This window comes from Giesbergeria sp. (assembly GCF_028686475.1).
Classification (GTDB): domain Bacteria; phylum Pseudomonadota; class Gammaproteobacteria; order Burkholderiales; family Burkholderiaceae_C; genus Simplicispira.
The window spans coordinates 215,005-233,638 of record NZ_JAQUCA010000001.1 but is presented as its reverse complement, the minus strand read 5'-3'; the positions used below and the strand labels follow the sequence as shown (position 1 = coordinate 233,638).

Below are 18,634 nucleotides of genomic sequence, written 5' to 3'. Positions count from 1 at the left end.
GGTACATGCGTGGCCCTTAGGCGACCTGCGCGTGCTCGGTACTGAATGATAGCGATACTTGGGCACCCAACACCTTGCCATCTTCAAGGCGATTGACCAGTTCAATGCGGGCACCGTGTTCGTCGGCAATTTTTTTCACCACCGCCAACCCCAGACCGGTGCCTCGGGCTTTGGTAGTGACGTAAGGCTCAAAGGCGCGCTGCAAAATATGCGCTGGAAAGCCAGCGCCACAGTCGCTAACCACCAAGCGTACCCGCCGAGCGGTTCGGCTCCAGTGGGTACTGATAGAGACTGCTGGCAGGGCATCTGTTGGCTCGCTGCGTGCCTGTTCGGTGGCATCTTGGGCATTTTGCAGCAGATTGTGAATCACTTGGCGCAGTTGCTGGGCATCGCCCGCAATGGGTGGGCATTGTGCATCCAATTGCACTTGCACGGGCACTCTGGCTTGGTCGGATTCATACAGATGCAATACATCGGTGACCAAGGCATTGAGCTGCAAGGGCTGCAATTCGGCGGCGGGCAGACGGGCGTAGTCACGAAACTCATTCACCAAGCGCTGCATGGCATCGACTTGCTGCACGATGGTGCGAACCGATTTGGTCAGCAGCGCCTGCTCGGTCGCTGGCAATTTGCCCGACAGTTTCATCTCTAGCCGCTCAGCCGATAGCTGGATGGGGGTGAGCGGGTTTTTGATTTCATGCGCCAAGCGCCGCGCGACATCGCCCCAAGCCTGCACGCGCTGGGCCGAGACAATCTCTGAAATATCATCAAACACCAACAAGCGTGCGGCATCGGGCAATTGCGCCCCGCGCGCCACCAAGCTGGTGGCATGGTGGCCGGTGCTGGTGGCGGCTGCGTGCAGTTCAAAAGCATGTTGCCAATGCTCAGGGCCGTGGCCATCGCGCTGCTCTAAAAAGGCCGTAAATTGTTGCTGCACTTCAGCGGCAAAGCTTTCTAATCCCGGCACTTGGGCCAAGGGCTGCTCACGGTAGGCGGCCAGCGGTGCGCGCAAAATGCGTGTGGCACTGGGGTTAGAAGAGCGAATGCTGCCCTGCTCATCCAGTACCACCACACCAGCGGTTAAGTTGTCCAAAATCGTCTGTAAGCGGGCGCGTGCGGTATCGAGTGCGCCCATACTGCGCTCGGCGGTTTCGCGGGCATCGGCCAATTGCTGCGTCATCAGGGCAAAAGAGCGCGTCAGGCCATCGAGTTCATCGTTGCCTTGCAAAACGGCTTTGGGGCTGAGGTTGCCCGCTGCCACTTCGCGCACGCCTTCGGCCAGCACCAGCAAGGGGCGCGCCAATTGGTTGCCCAGCAAAATGGCCAATAACAGCGCGGTAAACACCGCCAAAAATAAACTCAGGGTCAGGGTGCCGATGTACATACGGCGCAAGCCCTCGCGCGCCAAGGCGCGCTCTTGGTATTCACGGTTGGCGTTTTGCACGGCCAAGGCATTGGCCAGTAGCACTGGGGCCAACGGCAAGGTCACTTGCAGAAAGCGCTGTTCCGTCAGCAAGCCCACGCGGGCGTTTTGCACCAAAGCCACTGCCTTGATGTGTACTACATTACGCAAAGCCGAAGGTTCGAGGAACTCATCGAGTCCTTCAATCTGTGCCAGCACCCGTTGCTCGCGCACCGTGCGTAATTGCTGTGCTGATGGCCGCTCGGGGTGTAGCTGAAAACTGGCCGGCCCGGCACTGGCCAGCAGTTGGCCAGAGGCGCTCCAGAGTAAAACATCGGTAGCGCCTAGCTCGTCACGGATGCGCTCTAAGGCCAAGCCAGCGGTGGCGGCTGGTACTTCGGCCACTTGGCTACTGGCTTGGCGCACGCGCGCGGCGGCTTCGGTCACTTGGGTATCGAGTGTGGCTCTGGCCAAACTGACCCCCGCCGCCAGTGCGCCCTCGACTTTGACATCAAACCAGCTCTCTATCGAGCGTGACACAAATTGGTACGAGACCACGTAAATCAGCACCCCCGGTGCCAGCCCCACCAAGGCAAAAATGGCCGCCAGTTTGACCAGCAGCCGGCTACCAAAACGTCCTCGGCGCAAGCGCACCACCAAACGCCAAACCACCCACACCAACAAACCCAGCAGAAATACCGCGACGGCTACGTTGGTGGCAAACAGCCAAAGGTAGTTGCGCTCGTACAAAATGCGGTTGTTGGTGGCCAGCAGTAGCAAAAACAACAGCAATAAACCAATACCCACCATGACGACGGTGCCCACGCCCAGCACCCAGCGCACCGCGCGCGATTTGGTGTTTGGGTCGAGATGGAAGCTGGTGTTCATGGCGCAGTAGGCATCCACTGCACGGCTTGGTTGCCCTGCAAGGTTAAATTCCAACCTGAGCGCCCCCACAGCCCCACCTGCAAGGTACGCGGCAGTTGTGCGCTGTCTAAACGAAAATGCAGTTGCACGTTGTACGAAGTGCCCGCTTCTAAGACGGGGGCATCGGCGATTTTCCAGTGGGCAATGCGCGTCATGGCTGCCAAAGCTTCGGGCAGACTTTCGTGCTGCTTGCCCGGCACGGCCACACCCAAACCACTGCGGTCAATCGGCATAGGCGAGACCGCCAACCGCCAGCGCCGCGTGAGGGGTTGGTAACTTAGGCGCATATAGCGCTGGGTTTGTGCCACGGTTTGCGCGGCCCAGTACCAGCGTTCGCGCAGCACTTGGGCCTCAGCCATAAAGAACAACGGAATCCCCTGCAACAAAGCATCTTGCAACGCCACGGGCAACTCTAGCGGCAGCACGGCACTCAGGTACAAGCCCTCGGCACTGCTATCGACATTCAGCGCCAGCGCGGTTGCCTCGGTGGCCGGTTGCGCCCGCGCCCGTGCAGGTGCTGTAAGCAGCAGTGCAGCGCACAGCGCGAGCCACCACAGCCCGCCAAGGCTTTGGTGCCACGGCAGCCACGCAGCGCCCTTAGACACTGGCTTTTTGCAGCAGGGCGTAAAAAAATCCGTCGTGTTCACCGGCTGTATGGTCTTGGTTGTTTTGGAGGTTGGCCCCCACAGGTGCAATACCGGGCAATAAATGGCCGGGCGATGGCCAATGGCAGGCATCACTGTGGCGTGCAAGAAACGCCTGCACCTGCCCTGCGCCCTCCGCCTTAAACACCGAGCAGGTGCAATACAGCAAACGCCCACCCGGTTGCAACAGCGGCCACAGGGTATCGAGCAAGCGCGCCTGAATGTGCGCTAATTGGGCAATATCACTCTCGCGGCGCAACCAAGGCACATCCGGATGGCGGCGCACAATGCCCGAGGCCGTACAAGGCGCATCCAGCAAAATAGCATCAAACAAGGCCCCAGCGCAGTGCTGCTGCCACCAATCTTGCGGACGACTGGCATCGGCCACCACCACTTGGGCTTGGGCCTGCACACCCAGCCGCGCTAGTGTGCCGCCAATACGCTGGGCGCGTTGCGGGTCAATCTCTAGTGCCGTGACTTTCAAGGGCGACTGCGCCCCAGCATATTCGAGTAAATGGGCAGTTTTGCCACCGGGCGCGGCGCAGGCATCCAACACGCGCAAGGGCTGTGATACATCCAAGCCAGCCAACAGCAAGGGAGCTGCCAGCTGGGCCGCCGCATCTTGCACCGACACCCAGCCCTGCTCAAAGCCGGGCAGCTGTTGCACCGGCACGGCACGCTGCAAAACCAAGCCCACCTCGCCCACTGGCGATGCGGCAATGCCGGCCACTTCCAATGCCTGCAAATAAGCGGCTACGGTGGTTTTTTGTACGTTCACGCGCAACACCATCGGCGCTTGCTGGCCGTTGGCTTGCAAAATGGCTTGCCACTGCGTGGGGTGGTCTTGGCGCAGACGCTGCACCCACCACGGCGGATGGTTCCAGCGCGCTTGTTCATCGTGCTGCACCTGTGCCAGCAAGGTGGCCGATTCACGCAGAAAGCGGCGCAAGCAGGCATTTAAAAATCCAGCTTGGGCGCGCGTGCTGGCCTCTTGCTTGGCCGCTTCCACCGTTTGGTTGACCAAAGTGAAAGGCTCGTACAGGGGCTGCTCGGGGTCAGCACACAGCGCCAAGGCCACACACAACAAAGCATCGACCGCTGGCGCTGGCTTGCGCGGTGCCAACTGCCGCGCCAAGGCTTGGGCAAGGCCGCGCTGGCGCAGCGCTTGGAACAGCAAAGCCTGCACCCCCGGACGCAAAGCCGCAGGCACCAACTCCAGCACCGCCGTGCCCGAACGCCCTTGGCCAATCCCCTGCCAAGCCTGCGCGACTGCACGCAACTGGCGCGATAAGGCCACACCTGCCATCGCCACCGCTGGCGCTGGCATCGAAGTAGAAGAAGCTGATTTTTTCATAAAACAGTGGCCGCCCGAAAACCAAAAGAACGGGCCAACACCCAAGCCGGAAATTGGGCAATGGCCGCGTTGTATTGCGCCACTGCATGGTTAAATTGCTCAATCGCCAAGGCATTTTGCACCACGTGCTGCTGCCAACGCTGCACCCAAGGTGCCCACACCTCTGGGGCCACATCCGGCCCCGCCAGCAAAGCGGCCCAAGCCGCCTCCAGGGCTTGGCGTGCGGCCAGCAATTCTGTGGCCACTTCGGGCTGCAAAGGCCGCGCCCGTGCCAATGCCAAACAGGCCGAAAAACGGTTCATGGCCGCCAGCCACTCAGGCCGCCCAGCCACCATCACCCGCCCTGCCGTCACTTGGGCGGCATCGCACTCGCTTAACATGGCCAACATACGCACCCAATGGGCATCCAAGCCCCCAAAAGCCTGCAAGGCGGCGGAACGCAGGCGCACGATGCGATGGTAAGCCCCCACGGCCCAGAACAACAAAACTGCTAGAACAGCCCAAAAAACCGACGAAGACAACATTGCCCATCCATTAGCTTGGCACCAGAAAAAAATCCCGGTCTGTCGCCAAAGCAACAGACCGGGAACCCGTTTTACACGCTATAGATTACAGCCAGCGCTTAATCGGCAGCAGCATCATGGGTATCGGCGACACTGTCCGACATGCCTAAGCTGGCCATTTCTGCCGCTTCGGCTTCGGCAATGGCGCGACGCTCGGCATCGTCCATCTTGTCCTTTTCCTTGCGGGCTTGGTGGTAAGCCATGCCGGTACCCGCAGGAATCAAACGCCCCACAATCACGTTTTCTTTCAGGCCGCGCAACTCGTCGCGCTTGCCCATAATGGCCGCTTCGGTCAGCACACGGGTGGTTTCTTGGAAAGAAGCCGCCGAGATGAACGAATCAGTGGACAGCGATGCCTTGGTAATACCCAGCAGCAAATTGCTGTAAGTCGATGGCAGCTTGCCTTCGGCTTGTAGCGCATCATTGGTGTTGAGAATTTCAGAGCGCTCGACCTGCTCACCTGCAATGTAGTTGGAGTCGCCCGAGTTCTCGACTACCACGCGGCGCAGCATCTGACGCACAATCACTTCGATGTGCTTGTCGTTGATTTTCACGCCCTGCAAGCGGTACACGTCCTGCACTTCATCCACAATGTAGCGCGAGAGTTCTTCAATCCCCAGCAGGCGCAAAATATCTTGTGGGTCGGCCGGGCCATCGACGATATGCTCGCCCTTGTTGACCACTTGGCCTTCGTGCACCAAGATGTTCTTTTCCTTGGGAATCAGCTCTTCCCACACCTTACCGTCTGGGTCGGTGATTTGCAGGCGAATCTTGCCCTTGGTCTCCTTACCAAACGAGATGGTACCGGTGGCTTCGGCCAGCGTACCCTTGTCTTTGGGCGTGCGGGCCTCAAACAACTCGGCCACACGTGGCAAACCGCCGGTAATGTCGCGGGTTTTTTGGCCTTCAATGGGGATACGTGCCAGCACTTCGCCGGGGCCTACGTCTTGGCCATCGCGCACCTGAATCAGCGCGCCCACTTGGAAGCCAATCGTCACGGAGTGGTCGGTGCCCGGAATCTTGACTTCGTTGCCATTGCCATCAATCAGCTTGACTTGGGGCTTGACCACCTTGGTGGAGCCACGGCGTTTGGGGTCAATCACCACCAGCGTACTCAGGCCGGTGACATCGTCCACCTGCTTGGCCACCGTCAGGCCCTCTTCCACGTTCTCGAACTTGGCTTGACCGGCAAACTCGGTAATGATGGGGCGGGTCAGTGGGTCCCAATTGGCCAGAATGGTGCCGGCCTTGATGGTTTGGTCCGGCTTGATGCTCAAAATCGCACCGTAAGGCACCTTGTGGCGCTCGCGCTCGCGGCCATGTTCGTCTTGGATGATGATTTCACCGGAGCGGGAAATCACCACCAACTCGCCCTTGGTGTTGGTCACGTAGCGCATCGTGGCATTAAAGCCAATGATACCGTTGGACTTGGCTTCGACGCTGGAGGCAATCGCCGCACGCGAGGCCGCACCACCAATGTGGAAGGTACGCATGGTCAACTGCGTGCCCGGTTCACCGATAGACTGGGCGGCAATCACGCCCACGGCTTCGCCCAAGTTAATCAGGCCACCACGGCCCAAATCGCGGCCATAGCACTTGGCGCACAGACCAAAGCGGGTTTCGCAGTTCAGTGCGGTGCGTACCTTGACTTCATCGACACCGGCGGCTTCCAGCTCTTCGATCAGGTCTTCTTCTAGCATCTGGCCGGGTTGTACCAGCACGGCGCGGGTTTCGGGGTGCAGCACTTCTTCAGCGGCGGTGCGGCCCAAAATACGCTCGCGCAGCGATTCAATCACTTCACCGCCTTCAACAATAGCGCGCATCAAAGCGCCATTGGCAGTGCCGCAATCCTCTTCGGTCACGACCAAATCTTGGGTTACGTCCACCAAACGGCGCGTCAGGTAACCCGAGTTGGCTGTCTTGAGCGCCGTATCCGCCAGACCCTTACGCGCACCGTGGGTGGAGATAAAGTACTGCAACACGTTCAGCCCTTCACGGAAGTTGGCCGTGATAGGGGTCTCAATGATGGAGCCATCGGGCTTGGCCATCAGGCCGCGCATACCCGAGAGCTGGCGAATCTGGGCGGCGGAACCGCGCGCACCCGAGTCGGCCATCATGTAAATCGAGTTGAACGATTCTTGATCGACTTGGTTGCCGTGGCGGTCGATGGTTTTTTCCTTTTTCAGGTTGTCCATCATCACCTTGGAGATGTCGTCACCGGCCTTGCCCCAGATGTCCACCACCTTGTTGTAGCGCTCGCCCGAAGTCACCAAACCCGAAGCGTATTGCTGGGCAATCTCTTTGACCTCAGCCTCGGCACGGGTGATGATTTTGGACTTCTCGGCAGGCACCAACATGTCGTCAATCGCAATCGAGATACCCGCGCGCGTGGCCAAGCGGAAACCGTTTTGCAACAGCTTGTCGGCAAACACCACGGTTTCTTTCAAGCCGCACTTGCGGAACGAGACGTTGATGAGCTTGGAGATTTCTTTCTTCTTCAGCGCCTTGTTGATGTTCTCAAACGGCAAACCCTTGGGCAGAATTTCCGACAACAAGGCACGCCCCACGGTAGTAGGCACCAAAGAGGTAGCAGGTACAAACTCGCCCGTGACTTTGTCTTTCGTCCACTGGGTCAGGCGCACCGTCACTTTGGTGTTGAGTTCTACTTCGCTGGCATCCAAAGCGCGCTGTACTTCGCCGGTATCGGCAAACACCAAACCTTCGCCCTTGCCATTGATTTTGTCGCGCGTGGCGTGGTACAGGCCCAGCACCACGTCTTGCGAGGGCACAATGGAAGGTTCGCCCGAAGCCGGGAACAGCACGTTGTTCGAGGCCAGCATCAGCGTGCGGGCTTCCATTTGTGCTTCTACCGACAACGGTACGTGGACCGCCATTTGGTCACCGTCAAAGTCGGCGTTAAAAGCCGAGCAGACCAGCGGGTGCAACTGAATGGCCTTGCCTTCAATCAAGATAGGCTCAAAGGCTTGGATACCCAAACGGTGCAGCGTAGGCGCACGGTTGAGCATTACGGGGTGTTCTTTAATCACCTCTTCCAAGATGTCCCAGACCACGGGTGTGCCCGATTCCACTTCTTTCTTGGCCGCCTTGATGGTGGTGGCAATGCCACGCTGCTCCAACTGGGCAAAAATGAAGGGCTTGAACAGTTCCAAAGCCATCAGCTTGGGCAGGCCGCACTGGTGCAGCTTGAGCGTAGGGCCGACGGTAATCACCGAACGGCCCGAGTAGTCCACGCGCTTACCCAGCAAGTTCTGACGGAAACGACCGCTCTTGCCCTTGATCATGTCGGCCAAGGACTTGAGGGCGCGCTTGTTGGCACCGGTCATGGCCTTGCCACGGCGGCCATTGTCCAGCAAGCTGTCCACGGCTTCTTGCAACATGCGCTTTTCGTTGCGCGCGATGATTTCTGGAGCCTTCAGCTCCAGCAGGCGGCGCAGACGGCTGTTGCGGTTAATGACGCGGCGGTACAAATCATTCAAGTCGGAGGTGGCAAAGCGACCACCATCCAGTGGCACCAGCGGACGCAAGTCCGGTGGCAGCACGGGCAGCACTTCTAGCACCATCCACTCGGGCTTAATACCGGATTTTTTGAACGCTTCCAGCACTTTGAGGCGCTTGGCGTTCTTTTTCACCTTGACTTCGGAGCCGGTCAAGTCGCCACGCAGGCGCTCGGTTTCGCTTTCGATGTCGATGGATTCCAGCAGGTCTTTGATGCCTTCGGCGCCCATTTTGGCGACGAACTCATCGCCGTATTCTTTCACCTTGGCATCGTAGTCGTCTTCGGTCATGATGCTGAACTTTTTCAGCGGGGTCATGCCGGGGTCCGTGACGACATAGGCTTCAAAATACAGCACGCGCTCAATGTCGCGCAGCGTCATGTCCAGCACCATACCCAAGCGCGAAGGCAAGGACTTGAGGAACCAGATATGCGCGCAAGGTGCGGCCAAATCAATGTGGCCCATGCGCTCGCGGCGCACCTTGGTTTGCGTGACTTCTACGCCGCACTTCTCGCAAATCACGCCACGGTGCTTGAGGCGCTTGTACTTGCCGCACAGGCATTCATAGTCCTTAATCGGGCCAAAAATTTTGGCGCAGAACAGACCATCGCGCTCGGGCTTGAAGGTGCGGTAGTTGATGGTTTCGGGCTTTTTTACCTCGCCAAAAGACCACGAACGAATCTTTTCGGGCGAAGCCATGCCGATGCGAATGGCATCGAAATGCTCATCGGGTGTAAATTGCTTGAACAGGTCGAGTAAGGATTTCATAAGACTCTTTCCCTTTCAAATTAGGAGCGTTCCAGTTCGATGTCCAAGCCCAAGGAACGAATTTCCTTGACCAGCACATTGAACGATTCGGGCATACCGGCTTCGATGGCGTGTTCGCCCTTGACGATGCTCTCGTACACCTTGGTGCGGCCCACCACGTCATCGGATTTGACGGTGAGCATTTCTTGCAGCACATAAGAAGCGCCATAGGCTTCCAGCGCCCACACTTCCATTTCACCAAAACGCTGACCACCAAACTGGGCCTTACCGCCCAAGGGCTGTTGCGTCACCAGCGAGTACGGGCCAGTGGAGCGGGCGTGCATCTTGTCATCGACCAAGTGGTGCAGCTTGAGGTAGTGCATGTAGCCGATGGTGGTAGGACGCTCAAATTGCTCGCCCGTGCGGCCATCAATCAGGTAAGCCTGGGTGCGCGCATCGGTCAGGCCCTTGCGGGCCTTCAACTCGTCAGGGTAGGCCAGCTTGAGCATGTCTTTGATTTCCTGCTCGTTGGCACCGTCAAACACCGGCGTGGCATAAGGCACGCCGCTGGTCAGGTTGCCTGCCATCGCCAAAATTTGTTCATCCGTCAGTTGCGACAAATCTTCTTGGCGACCACGCGAGTTATAAACCTCTTCGAGAAATTTACGCATCTCGGTGGCCTTGGCATCTTGGCGCAGCATTTCGTCAATGCGTTGACCAATGCCCTTACCAGCCCAGCCCAAGTGAACCTCTAGCACCTGCCCAATGTTCATGCGCGAAGGCACGCCCAACGGGTTCAGCACGATGTCCACCGGCGTACCGTCGGCCATGTGCGGCATGTCTTCCACCGGCACAATCTTCGACACCACCCCCTTGTTACCGTGGCGACCGGCCATCTTGTCACCGGGCTGCAAGCGGCGCTTAACAGCCAGATAAACCTTGACCATCTTCAGCACACCAGCGGGCAGCTCATCGCCTTGGGTCAGTTTCTTGCGCTTTTCTTCAAACGACAAATCGAAGCTGTGGCGGGTTTGCTCCAAGGCATTCTTGATGCTTTCGAGCTGTCCGGCCACGTTTTCATCGGCCGGACGAATATCAAACCAGTGGAACTTGTCCACCGAGTTCAAATAAGCCTTGTCGATTTTGGTACCCTTGGCCAGCTTTTGTGGGCCGCCGTTGGCGACCTTGCCATCGAGCAGTTTTTCGATACGGTCAAAGGCATCGGCTTCCACGATACGCAACTGGTCATTCAAGTCCAGACGGTAGCGCTTGAGTTCATCGTCAATAATTTGTTGCGCCCGCTTGTCGCGTTGGATGCCTTCGCGGGTGAAGACTTGCACGTCAATCACCACACCCTGCGAGCCTTGGCTAACGCGCAGCGAAGTGTCTTTCACGTCGCTGGCTTTTTCGCCAAAGATGGCGCGCAACAGCTTTTCTTCGGGCGTGAGCGTGGTTTCACCCTTGGGTGTCACCTTACCGACCAGCGTATCGCCGGGCTGCACTTCGGCACCCACGTAGATGATGCCAGACTCGTCCAAACGGTTCAGTTGCTGTTCCGACAGGTTCGGAATGTCGCGGGTGATTTCTTCTGCGCCCAACTTGGTATCGCGCGCCATCACCACCAGTTCTTCGATGTGAATCGAGGTGTAGCGGTCTTCGGCCACTACGCGCTCAGAAATCAAAATCGAGTCTTCGAAGTTGTAGCCGTTCCAGGGCATGAAGGCAATCAGCATGTTCTGGCCGATGGCGATTTCGCCCAAATCGGTAGAAGCGCCGTCGGCAATCACATCACCCTTGGCCAACACATCACCACGCTTGACGATGGGGCGTTGGTGGATGTTGGTGTTTTGGTTGGAACGCTGGTACTTGATGAGGTTGTAGATATCCACACCCACTTCACCGGCCACGGCTTCATCGTCGTTGACGCGAATCACAATGCGGGTTGCATCGACATAGTCCACCACACCGCCCCGGCTGGCCGTCACCACGGTGCCCGAATCGACCGCAGCCACGCGTTCAATGCCGGTACCGACCATTGGTTTTTCTGGGCGCAACACCGGCACCGCTTGGCGCGACATGTTGGCACCCATCAAAGCGCGGTTGGCATCATCGTGCTCTAGGAACGGCACCAAAGAGGCCGCCACCGACACAATCTGCGCGGGCGACACGTCCATGTACTGGATGCGCTCGGCACCGCAAAGGATGGATTCACCCTTTTCACGCGCCGACACCAGCTCACCGGTCAGGCGACCTTCTTTGTCGAGAGTGGCGTTGGCTTGGGCGATGACGTACTTGCCTTCTTCAATGGCAGACAGGTAGTCGATGTCCATCGTTACCTTACCATCGACCACGCGGCGGTAGGGGGTTTCGATAAAGCCGTATTCGTTCAAGCGGGCGTACAAGGCCAGCGAGTTAATCAGACCAATGTTCGGGCCTTCAGGCGTTTCAATAGGGCAAACACGACCGTAGTGGGTCACGTGCACGTCACGCACTTCAAAGCCCGCCCGCTCGCGCGTCAAACCACCCGGGCCAAGGGCCGAAACGCGGCGCTTGTGCGTGATTTCGGCCAGCGGGTTGGTTTGGTCCATGAACTGCGACAACTGCGAAGCACCGAAGAACTCTTTCAGCGCGGCAGAAATCGGCTTGGAGTTAATCAGGTCGTGCGGCATCAGCGGGTCTTGCTCCGCTTGACCCAAACGCTCCTTCACGGCCTTCTCAATGCGCGCCAAGCCGGTGCGGTACTGGTTCTCGGCCAGTTCACCCACGCAACGCACGCGGCGGTTGCCCAAGTGGTCAATATCGTCCACTTCGCCCTTGCCATTACGCAAGTCCACCAAAATCTTGACCACAGCCAAGATGTCCTCGTTGGTCAAGACCATCGGGCCGGTAGAGCCTTCCATGCCTACCTTGGCATTGAACTTCATACGGCCAACGCGCGACAAATCGTAAGTGTCGGGGTTGTAGAACAAACGCTGGAACAAGGCTTGCACCGCATCTTCCGTCGGCGGCTCGCCGGGGCGCATCATGCGGTAAATGGCGACACGGGCTTGGAACTCGTCGGTGGTTTCATCAATCCGCAGAGTCTGGCTGATGTAAGCGCCTTGGTCTAGCTCGTTGGTATAGATGCACTGCAAATCGCGCACCCCCGAGGAGCGCAGCTTCTTCAGCAAGGCTTCGGTCAGCTCTTCGTTGGCCTTGGCCAGAATTTCGCCGGTGTCTGGGTCCACCACCGCACGGGCTACCACGCGGCCCAACAAGAAATCTTCGGGTACGGTGATGTGGGTCGTGCCCGATTGCTCTAAATCGCGCGTATGGCGAGCCGTGACGCGCTTGTCTTTGGCCACCACCACCTTGCCAGATTTGTCGGTGATGTCAAAACGGGCCACTTCGCCACGCAGGCGTTCGGCCACGTATTCCATCTGGGCACCGTTGTCCATCAGACGGAAGTTGTCGTTGACAAAGAAGTTGGCCAAAATCGACTCAGGATTCAGGCCAATCGCCTTGAGCAGCGTCGTGACCGGCATCTTGCGGCGACGGTCCACGCGGAAATAGAGAATGTCTTTCGGGTCAAACTCAAAATCGAGCCACGAACCACGGTAAGGAATAATGCGGGCCGAGAACAGCAGCTTGCCCGAGCTGTGCGTCTTGCCCTTGTCGTGTTCAAAGAACACACCGGGCGAGCGGTGCAACTGCGACACAATCACGCGCTCCGTGCCGTTGATAATGAACGAGCCTTTGGTGGTCATGAGCGGCACTTCGCCCATATACACTTCTTGCTCTTTCACTTCCTTGACCACTTTCGACTGGGAAGTCGAAGACTCGCGGTCATAAATGATGAGCTGCACTTTGGCGCGCACAGCCGAGGCAAAAGTCAAACCACGGGTCTGGCATTCGCGCACATCAAAGGCCGGTTTGGCCAGGTTGTATTCGAGAAATTTCATCTCGACAAAACCATTGTGCGACACAATCGGGAAAGCGGCATTGAATGCTGCCTGCAGCCCTTCGGTGGTACGCTTTTTGGGCGGCACATCTGCTTGCAAAAAGGCGGTGTACGCATCTTTTTGCATTTGTAGCAAATAAGGAACCTCCAGCACGCTGTCGCGGCTGCCGAAACTTTTGCGAATTCGCTTGCGTTCGGTGTAGGAATAGGCCATGAGATCTCCGGGAAAAAACTTGAGTCCAGGGTCTGCGACGACGGACCCGTGGGCAGCACACCCTGCGGGCTTGGCGGTTGGCCACTACCAACCATGGCGGACGGCGATGCCTTGCACATCGCCCGCACCAAGGCATCTTCTGCGGTCGGGTGGTCAGAAGACACTAAAAAATAGCTATTTTTGGCTATTTTTTGGTGTTCTCTGAAGAGAACTCCATAAGCACCAAAGGCTGGGGCCTCTGCACGAGAGCCCCAGCCCAGAAAGCACCTGAATTACTTCAGTTCAACCTTAGCGCCAGCTTCTTCCAGCTTCTTCTTAGCGGCTTCAGCGTCAGCCTTAGACAGGCCTTCCTTGACCGCCTTAGGAGCGCCGTCCACGACGTCCTTGGCTTCCTTCAGACCCAGACCGGTGATTTCACGCACGGCCTTGATCACGGACACCTTGTTGGCACCAGCTTCAAGCAGGATGACGTTGAATTCGGTTTGCTCTTCAACGGCAGCAGCAGCGGCACCGCCGCCAGCAGCAGGAGCGGCCATAGCGGCAGCGCTCACGCCAAACTTCTCTTCAATGGCCTTGACCAGGTCATTGAGTTCCAGAACCGTCATGCTGTCCAGCGCGGTCAAAAATGCGTCTTTATCGAATGCCATTTTGATTTCCTAACAATATTGCTTACTACAGGCTGGCCGCAATTACGCTGCCACAGCCTCTGCCTCTGCGGGTGCAGCTTCTGCTGCGCCAGCGCCACGTTGCTCTGCCAGTGCAGCCAACACGCGGGCTGTACGGGAGATGGGGGATTGCATCAAGCCCAACAGCTGTGCCAGCAACACTTCCTTGGAAGGGATGTTGGCCAGTTGCTTCACACCGTTGACATCCAGGGCCTTGCCTGCAAACGCGCCACCGCGAATCACCAACTTGTCATTGGTTTTCGCGAAGTCGGCCACCACCTTGGCGGCAGCCACTGCGTCTTCAGAGAAGCCATAGATCAGCGGACCAGTCATCTGGTCAGCCAGCACGTCAAAACCGCTACCGGCCACAGCACGGCGAGCCAGAGTGTTCTTCAGAACATTCAGGGTCACGCCTTTGCTGCGGGCATCGACGCGCAGTTTGGTCATGTCAGCCACCGTGATGCCACGGTATTCCGCAATCACCAGCGTTTGAGCTTTAGCGGCGAGGCTGGTCACTTCGTTGATGACCGCTTCTTTCTCACTGCGATTAAGACTCAAGGTCTACTCCTTAAATTGTGGGGTTCGGACACAAGGCCCTAACCCACGCTCTTGTTGCAGCGACCAACTGTTTCGGAAAAATTCCATCTGCAGCGGGATCGCCATCTGCGTTGGCTTATGGATTTAAGTGCCCTGTGACAGACACACCAACGGTCTTGGATAGCCTGCGGCTTGTTGCCAAACCACAGCCCACCACATCAGGCTGCCTTTGCAAGCAGCCCAACGATTTTTTGCAATTACGCTGCGATGGATTGCGTATCCACGCGGACACCCAAGCCCATCGTGGAAGACACAGCCACCTTACGCAGGTACAAGCCCTTGCTGGTAGCAGGCTTGGCCTTGTTCAGCGCTTCAATCAGGGCAGCCAAGTTGCCTTGCAGCTTGTCATCGCCAAACGAACGACGACCAATGGTGCTGTGGATAATACCGGCCTTGTCCACACGGAACTGCACCTGACCAGCCTTGGCGTTTTTCACGGCAGTGGCTACATCGGGCGTCACGGTGCCAACCTTGGGGTTAGGCATCAGGCCACGTGGGCCCAAAATTTGACCCAAAGTACCGACCACACGCATCGCGTCGGGGGCAGCAATCACGATGTCGAAAGGCATATCACCGGCCTTGACCATCGCGGCCAAGTCGTCCATACCAACGATATCTGCACCAGCGGCCTTGGCTTCTTCAGCCTTGGCACCTTGGGCAAACACGGCCACGCGGGTGGTCTTGCCAGTACCATTGGGCAGCACGACAGCGCCACGCACCACTTGGTCCGATTTTTTGGCATCTACGCCCAGTTGCACGGCCACGTCGATGGACTCATCGAACTTGGCTGTGGCAGCTTCTTTGACAATCACCAGCGCTTCAGCGATAGGATACAGCTTGGTGCTATCAACCTTGCCTTGCAGGGCTTTTTGTTTCTTGGTCAACTTGGCCATTTACACACCCTCCACAGCCACGCCCATCGAGCGAGCAGAACCAGCAATTGTACGCACAGCAGCATCCAAGCTGGCGGCGTTCATGTCTTTCATCTTGGTCTTGGCGATTTCTTCCAGCTGTTCGCGGGTAATCTTGCCGACCTTGGTGCTCAGAGGATTGGGCGAACCCTTGTCCAGCTTGATGGCTTTCTTGATCAACACAGTCGCTGGAGGCGTCTTGATGATGAAGGTGAAGCTCTTGTCAGCAAAGGCGGTAATCACCACGGGCAGTGGCAGACCTGGCTCTACACCTTGGGTCTGGGCATTAAATGCCTTGCAGAATTCCATGATGTTGAGACCGCGTTGGCCCAAAGCGGGACCAATGGGTGGGGATGGATTGGCTTTACCAGCTGGCACTTGCAGCTTGATGAAGCCGACGATTTTTTTCGCCATGATGACTCCTTGCGGGTAAACGCCCAGCGAATGACGCAGGCTCCCCGGGGTTAACGACTCGATTTATCAACCAGGCACTGAGTCGGGAAGTGCCAACAACCACGCCAGAAAAAAAGATCAGGTCTTTTCTACTTGGCTAAATTCCAACTCCACCGGGGTAGAGCGACCAAAAATCATGACCGATACCCGGACACGACTCTTCTCGTAATTGACATCTTCCACCGAGCCATTGAAATCGGTGAACGGACCTTCTTTGACGCGCACCAACTCGCCCACCATAAATTCGACTTTGTGGCGTGGCTTGTCAGTACCTTCTTGCATTTGATTGACGATTTTTTGCACTTCGTCTTCAGAAATGGGCGCAGGGCGATTTTTGGCCCCACCGACAAAGCCAGTGACTTTGCTGGTATGTTTGACCAAATGCCAAGTTTCGTCGTCCATGACCATCTCAACAAAGACATAGCCCGGAAAAAGACGGCGCTCAGTGGTTTTGCGCTGGCCGTTCTTCATTTCGACGACTTCTTCGGTCGGAACCAACACCCGGCCAAACTTAGCTGTCATGCCAGAACGCACCACACGTTCAGCAATGTTGCGCTCTACGGCCTTTTCCATGCCCGAGTAGGCATGGACAATATACCAACGCAAATCAGGGTGCTGGGACGAAGCAACAGCCGACGCAGCCGAGGGTTCCACTTCAACGGAAGCTGTCATTTACTTTCTCCAACCAAGAATAAGGTCATAAAACACCCATTCCAAAGTTTTGTCCGTCAGCCACAAAAACAGTGCCATGACTACCACAAAACCAAACACATACAGGGTCATTTGCACGGCCTCCTTGCGGGAGGGCCAAACCACTTTTTTGGCTTCACGCCAAGCGTCACGCCCAAAGGCGGTAAATTGACGTCCAGGCTCCGAAATCAAAAACACAGCCACGGCAGCCACCAAACCGACCAACAAGGCGGCCCACTGCACCAACGGGCCTTGCTTACCCAAGGCGTAAAAAGCAGCCACAGCGGCAACCACCAATACAGCCACAGCAGCCAGTTTGGCCTTGTCTGCACCGGTGTTCACTGTTTCAACCTGCGAAGTAGTCATTCTTTGTCCTGTATCGCTACGCCATTGCAGACAGCGAAGCCCGCCAGAGACTGGCGGGCTTGATTTTTGCCATTCTTAGGTGGCAGGGGCAGTAGGAATCGAACCTACAACCTTCGGTTTTGGAGACCGACGCTCTGCCAATTGAGCTATACCCCTTTAAAGAAAATTAGGCAATGATTTTGGCAACCACGCCAGCACCGACGGTACGGCCACCTTCGCGGATAGCGAAACGCAGACCTTCTTCCATCGCGATGGGGTTGATCAGCTTGACGGTGATCGACACGTTATCGCCAGGCATCACCATTTCTTTGCCTTCGGGCAGTTCGATGGCACCGGTCACGTCCGTGGTACGGAAGTAGAACTGGGGACGGTAGTTGTTGAAGAAGGGGGTGTGGCGGCCGCCTTCGTCCTTGCTCAACACGTACACTTCAGCGGTGAAGTGGGTGTGGGGCTTGATAGAACCGGGCTTGCACAGCACTTGGCCGCGCTCGACATCTTCGCGCTTGGTGCCGCGCAGCAACAAACCAACGTTGTCGCCTGCTTGACCTTGGTCGAGCAGCTTGCGGAACATTTCCACGCCGGTGCAGGTGGTCTTGACGGTGTCGCGGATACCCACGATTTCGATTTCTTCGCCGACTTTCACCACGCCGCGCTCGATACGGCCAGTCACCACGGTGCCACGGCCAGAGATGGAGAACACGTCTTCTACGGGCATCAGGAAAGCGCCATCGACAGCGCGCTCGGGCGTGGGGATGTAGGTGTCCAGGGCTTCGGCCAGCTTCATGATGGCTTCTTCACCCAGAGGACCCTTGTCGCCTTCCAAGGCCAGCTTGGCGGAACCACGGATGATGGGGGTATCGTCGCCGGGGAAGTTGTATTTGTCCAACAACTCGCGCACTTCCATTTCGACCAGTTCGAGCAACTCTTCGTCGTCTACCATGTCGCACTTGTTCAGGAAGACGATGATGTAAGGCACGCCCACTTGGCGGGCCAACAGGATGTGTTCGCGGGTTTGGGGCATGGGGCCGTCAGCGGCGGAACAAACCAAGATAGCGCCGTCCATTTGGGCTGCGCCGGTAATCATGTTCTTGACGTAGTCGGCGTGACCGGGGCAGTCCACGTGGGCGTAGTGGCGGCCAGAGGTTTCGTACTCAACGTGGGCGGTGTTGATGGTGATGCCGCGTGCCTTTTCTTCGGGGGCTGCGTCGATTTGGTCGTAAGCCTTGGCTTCGCCGCCAAACTTGGCCGACAACACGGTAGCAATGGCTGCCGTCAGGGTTGTCTTGCCGTGGTCCACGTGACCGATGGTGCCCACGTTGACGTGGGGCTTGGTGCGTTCAAACTTACCTTTTGCCATTTTTTCGACTCCGAAAAAAATTACAACAACACGACAGGATTTTTATATGATGTACGAATACACCAAGAATTTGGTGCCCTTGGCGGGAATCGGACCCGCGACCTCTCCCTTACCAAGGGAGTGCTCTACCACTGAGCCACAAGGGCAAACAAAGCCTGAAACTTTGCTTTATTATCTAACACAACACATGGAGCGGGAGACGGGAATCGAACCCGCGTCATTAGCTTGGAAGGCTAGGGTTCTACCATTGAACTACTCCCGCACAACCGCACTAGCGGTCTAGCGTATA

Annotated in this window: 13 protein-coding genes and 3 tRNA genes; all 16 read right to left on the bottom strand. The window is 57.3% G+C overall.

The genetic code is table 11. The features are described 5' to 3' along the window. Positions 1 to 16: 16 nt before the first annotated feature. Positions 17 to 2,290: an ATP-binding protein gene (locus PHX60_RS01115; protein WP_300073464.1), complete on the bottom strand. Its 2,274-nt coding sequence runs from the start codon at positions 2,288 to 2,290 to the stop codon at positions 17 to 19. Then, on the bottom strand, positions 2,287 to 2,934 hold the full coding sequence (locus PHX60_RS01110; protein ID WP_300073461.1) for a DUF4390 domain-containing protein: 648 nt from the start codon (positions 2,932 to 2,934) through the stop codon (positions 2,287 to 2,289). The genes PHX60_RS01115 and PHX60_RS01110 overlap by 4 nt, the downstream gene beginning before the upstream one ends. After that, complete coding sequence (rsmB, locus tag PHX60_RS01105) at positions 2,927 to 4,327, bottom strand: 16S rRNA (cytosine(967)-C(5))-methyltransferase RsmB (RefSeq protein WP_300073459.1); 1,401 nt, start codon at positions 4,325 to 4,327, stop codon at positions 2,927 to 2,929. Before rsmB ends, PHX60_RS01110 begins: the two co-directional genes overlap by 8 nt. Beyond that, the gene (locus PHX60_RS01100; RefSeq protein WP_366144324.1) at positions 4,324 to 4,797 is read right to left on the bottom strand and encodes a LemA family protein; all 474 of its coding nucleotides are present in this window, start codon (positions 4,795 to 4,797) and stop codon (positions 4,324 to 4,326) included. Before PHX60_RS01100 ends, rsmB begins: the two co-directional genes overlap by 4 nt. 152 nt (positions 4,798 to 4,949) lie before the next feature. Further along, on the bottom strand, positions 4,950 to 9,173 hold the full coding sequence (rpoC, locus tag PHX60_RS01095; RefSeq protein WP_300073454.1) for a DNA-directed RNA polymerase subunit beta': 4,224 nt from the start codon (positions 9,171 to 9,173) through the stop codon (positions 4,950 to 4,952). Between the two features lie 20 nt (positions 9,174 to 9,193). Next, positions 9,194 to 13,306 carry a DNA-directed RNA polymerase subunit beta gene (gene rpoB, locus PHX60_RS01090; protein WP_300073450.1) on the bottom strand — a complete coding sequence of 1,371 codons (4,113 nt, stop codon included), beginning with the start codon at positions 13,304 to 13,306 and terminating at the stop codon, positions 9,194 to 9,196. Between the two features lie 272 nt (positions 13,307 to 13,578). Then, on the bottom strand, positions 13,579 to 13,953 hold the full coding sequence (gene rplL / locus PHX60_RS01085; protein WP_300073447.1) for a 50S ribosomal protein L7/L12: 375 nt from the start codon (positions 13,951 to 13,953) through the stop codon (positions 13,579 to 13,581). Positions 13,954 to 13,995: 42 nt separating this feature from the next. Beyond that, the gene (gene rplJ / locus PHX60_RS01080; RefSeq protein ID WP_300073444.1) at positions 13,996 to 14,529 is read right to left on the bottom strand and encodes a 50S ribosomal protein L10; all 534 of its coding nucleotides are present in this window, start codon (positions 14,527 to 14,529) and stop codon (positions 13,996 to 13,998) included. 236 nt (positions 14,530 to 14,765) lie between these two features. After that, complete coding sequence (gene rplA, locus PHX60_RS01075) at positions 14,766 to 15,461, bottom strand: 50S ribosomal protein L1 (RefSeq protein ID WP_300073441.1); 696 nt, start codon at positions 15,459 to 15,461, stop codon at positions 14,766 to 14,768. Further along, positions 15,462 to 15,893: a 50S ribosomal protein L11 gene (gene rplK / locus PHX60_RS01070; protein ID WP_300073438.1), complete on the bottom strand. Its 432-nt coding sequence runs from the start codon at positions 15,891 to 15,893 to the stop codon at positions 15,462 to 15,464. 117 nt (positions 15,894 to 16,010) lie between these two features. Continuing rightward, positions 16,011 to 16,604 (bottom strand): transcription termination/antitermination protein NusG, encoded by a 594-nt coding sequence (gene nusG, locus PHX60_RS01065; protein WP_300073435.1) that lies wholly within the window; start codon positions 16,602 to 16,604, stop codon positions 16,011 to 16,013. After that, positions 16,605 to 16,988, bottom strand: coding sequence for a preprotein translocase subunit SecE (secE, locus tag PHX60_RS01060; RefSeq protein WP_300073432.1), 384 nt, complete (start codon positions 16,986 to 16,988; stop codon positions 16,605 to 16,607). Between the two features lie 80 nt (positions 16,989 to 17,068). Next, positions 17,069 to 17,144 (bottom strand) — tRNA-Trp (locus PHX60_RS01055). A 10-nt stretch (positions 17,145 to 17,154) separates the two neighbouring features. Continuing rightward, entirely contained in the window at positions 17,155 to 18,345 is a 1,191-nt protein-coding gene (gene tuf / locus PHX60_RS01050; protein ID WP_300073339.1) for an elongation factor Tu, read from the bottom strand. A 71-nt stretch (positions 18,346 to 18,416) separates the two neighbouring features. Further along, positions 18,417 to 18,491 (bottom strand) — tRNA-Thr (locus PHX60_RS01045). A 42-nt stretch (positions 18,492 to 18,533) separates the two neighbouring features. After that, positions 18,534 to 18,607 (bottom strand) — tRNA-Gly (locus PHX60_RS01040). Between the last annotated feature and the right edge of the window lie 27 nt (positions 18,608 to 18,634).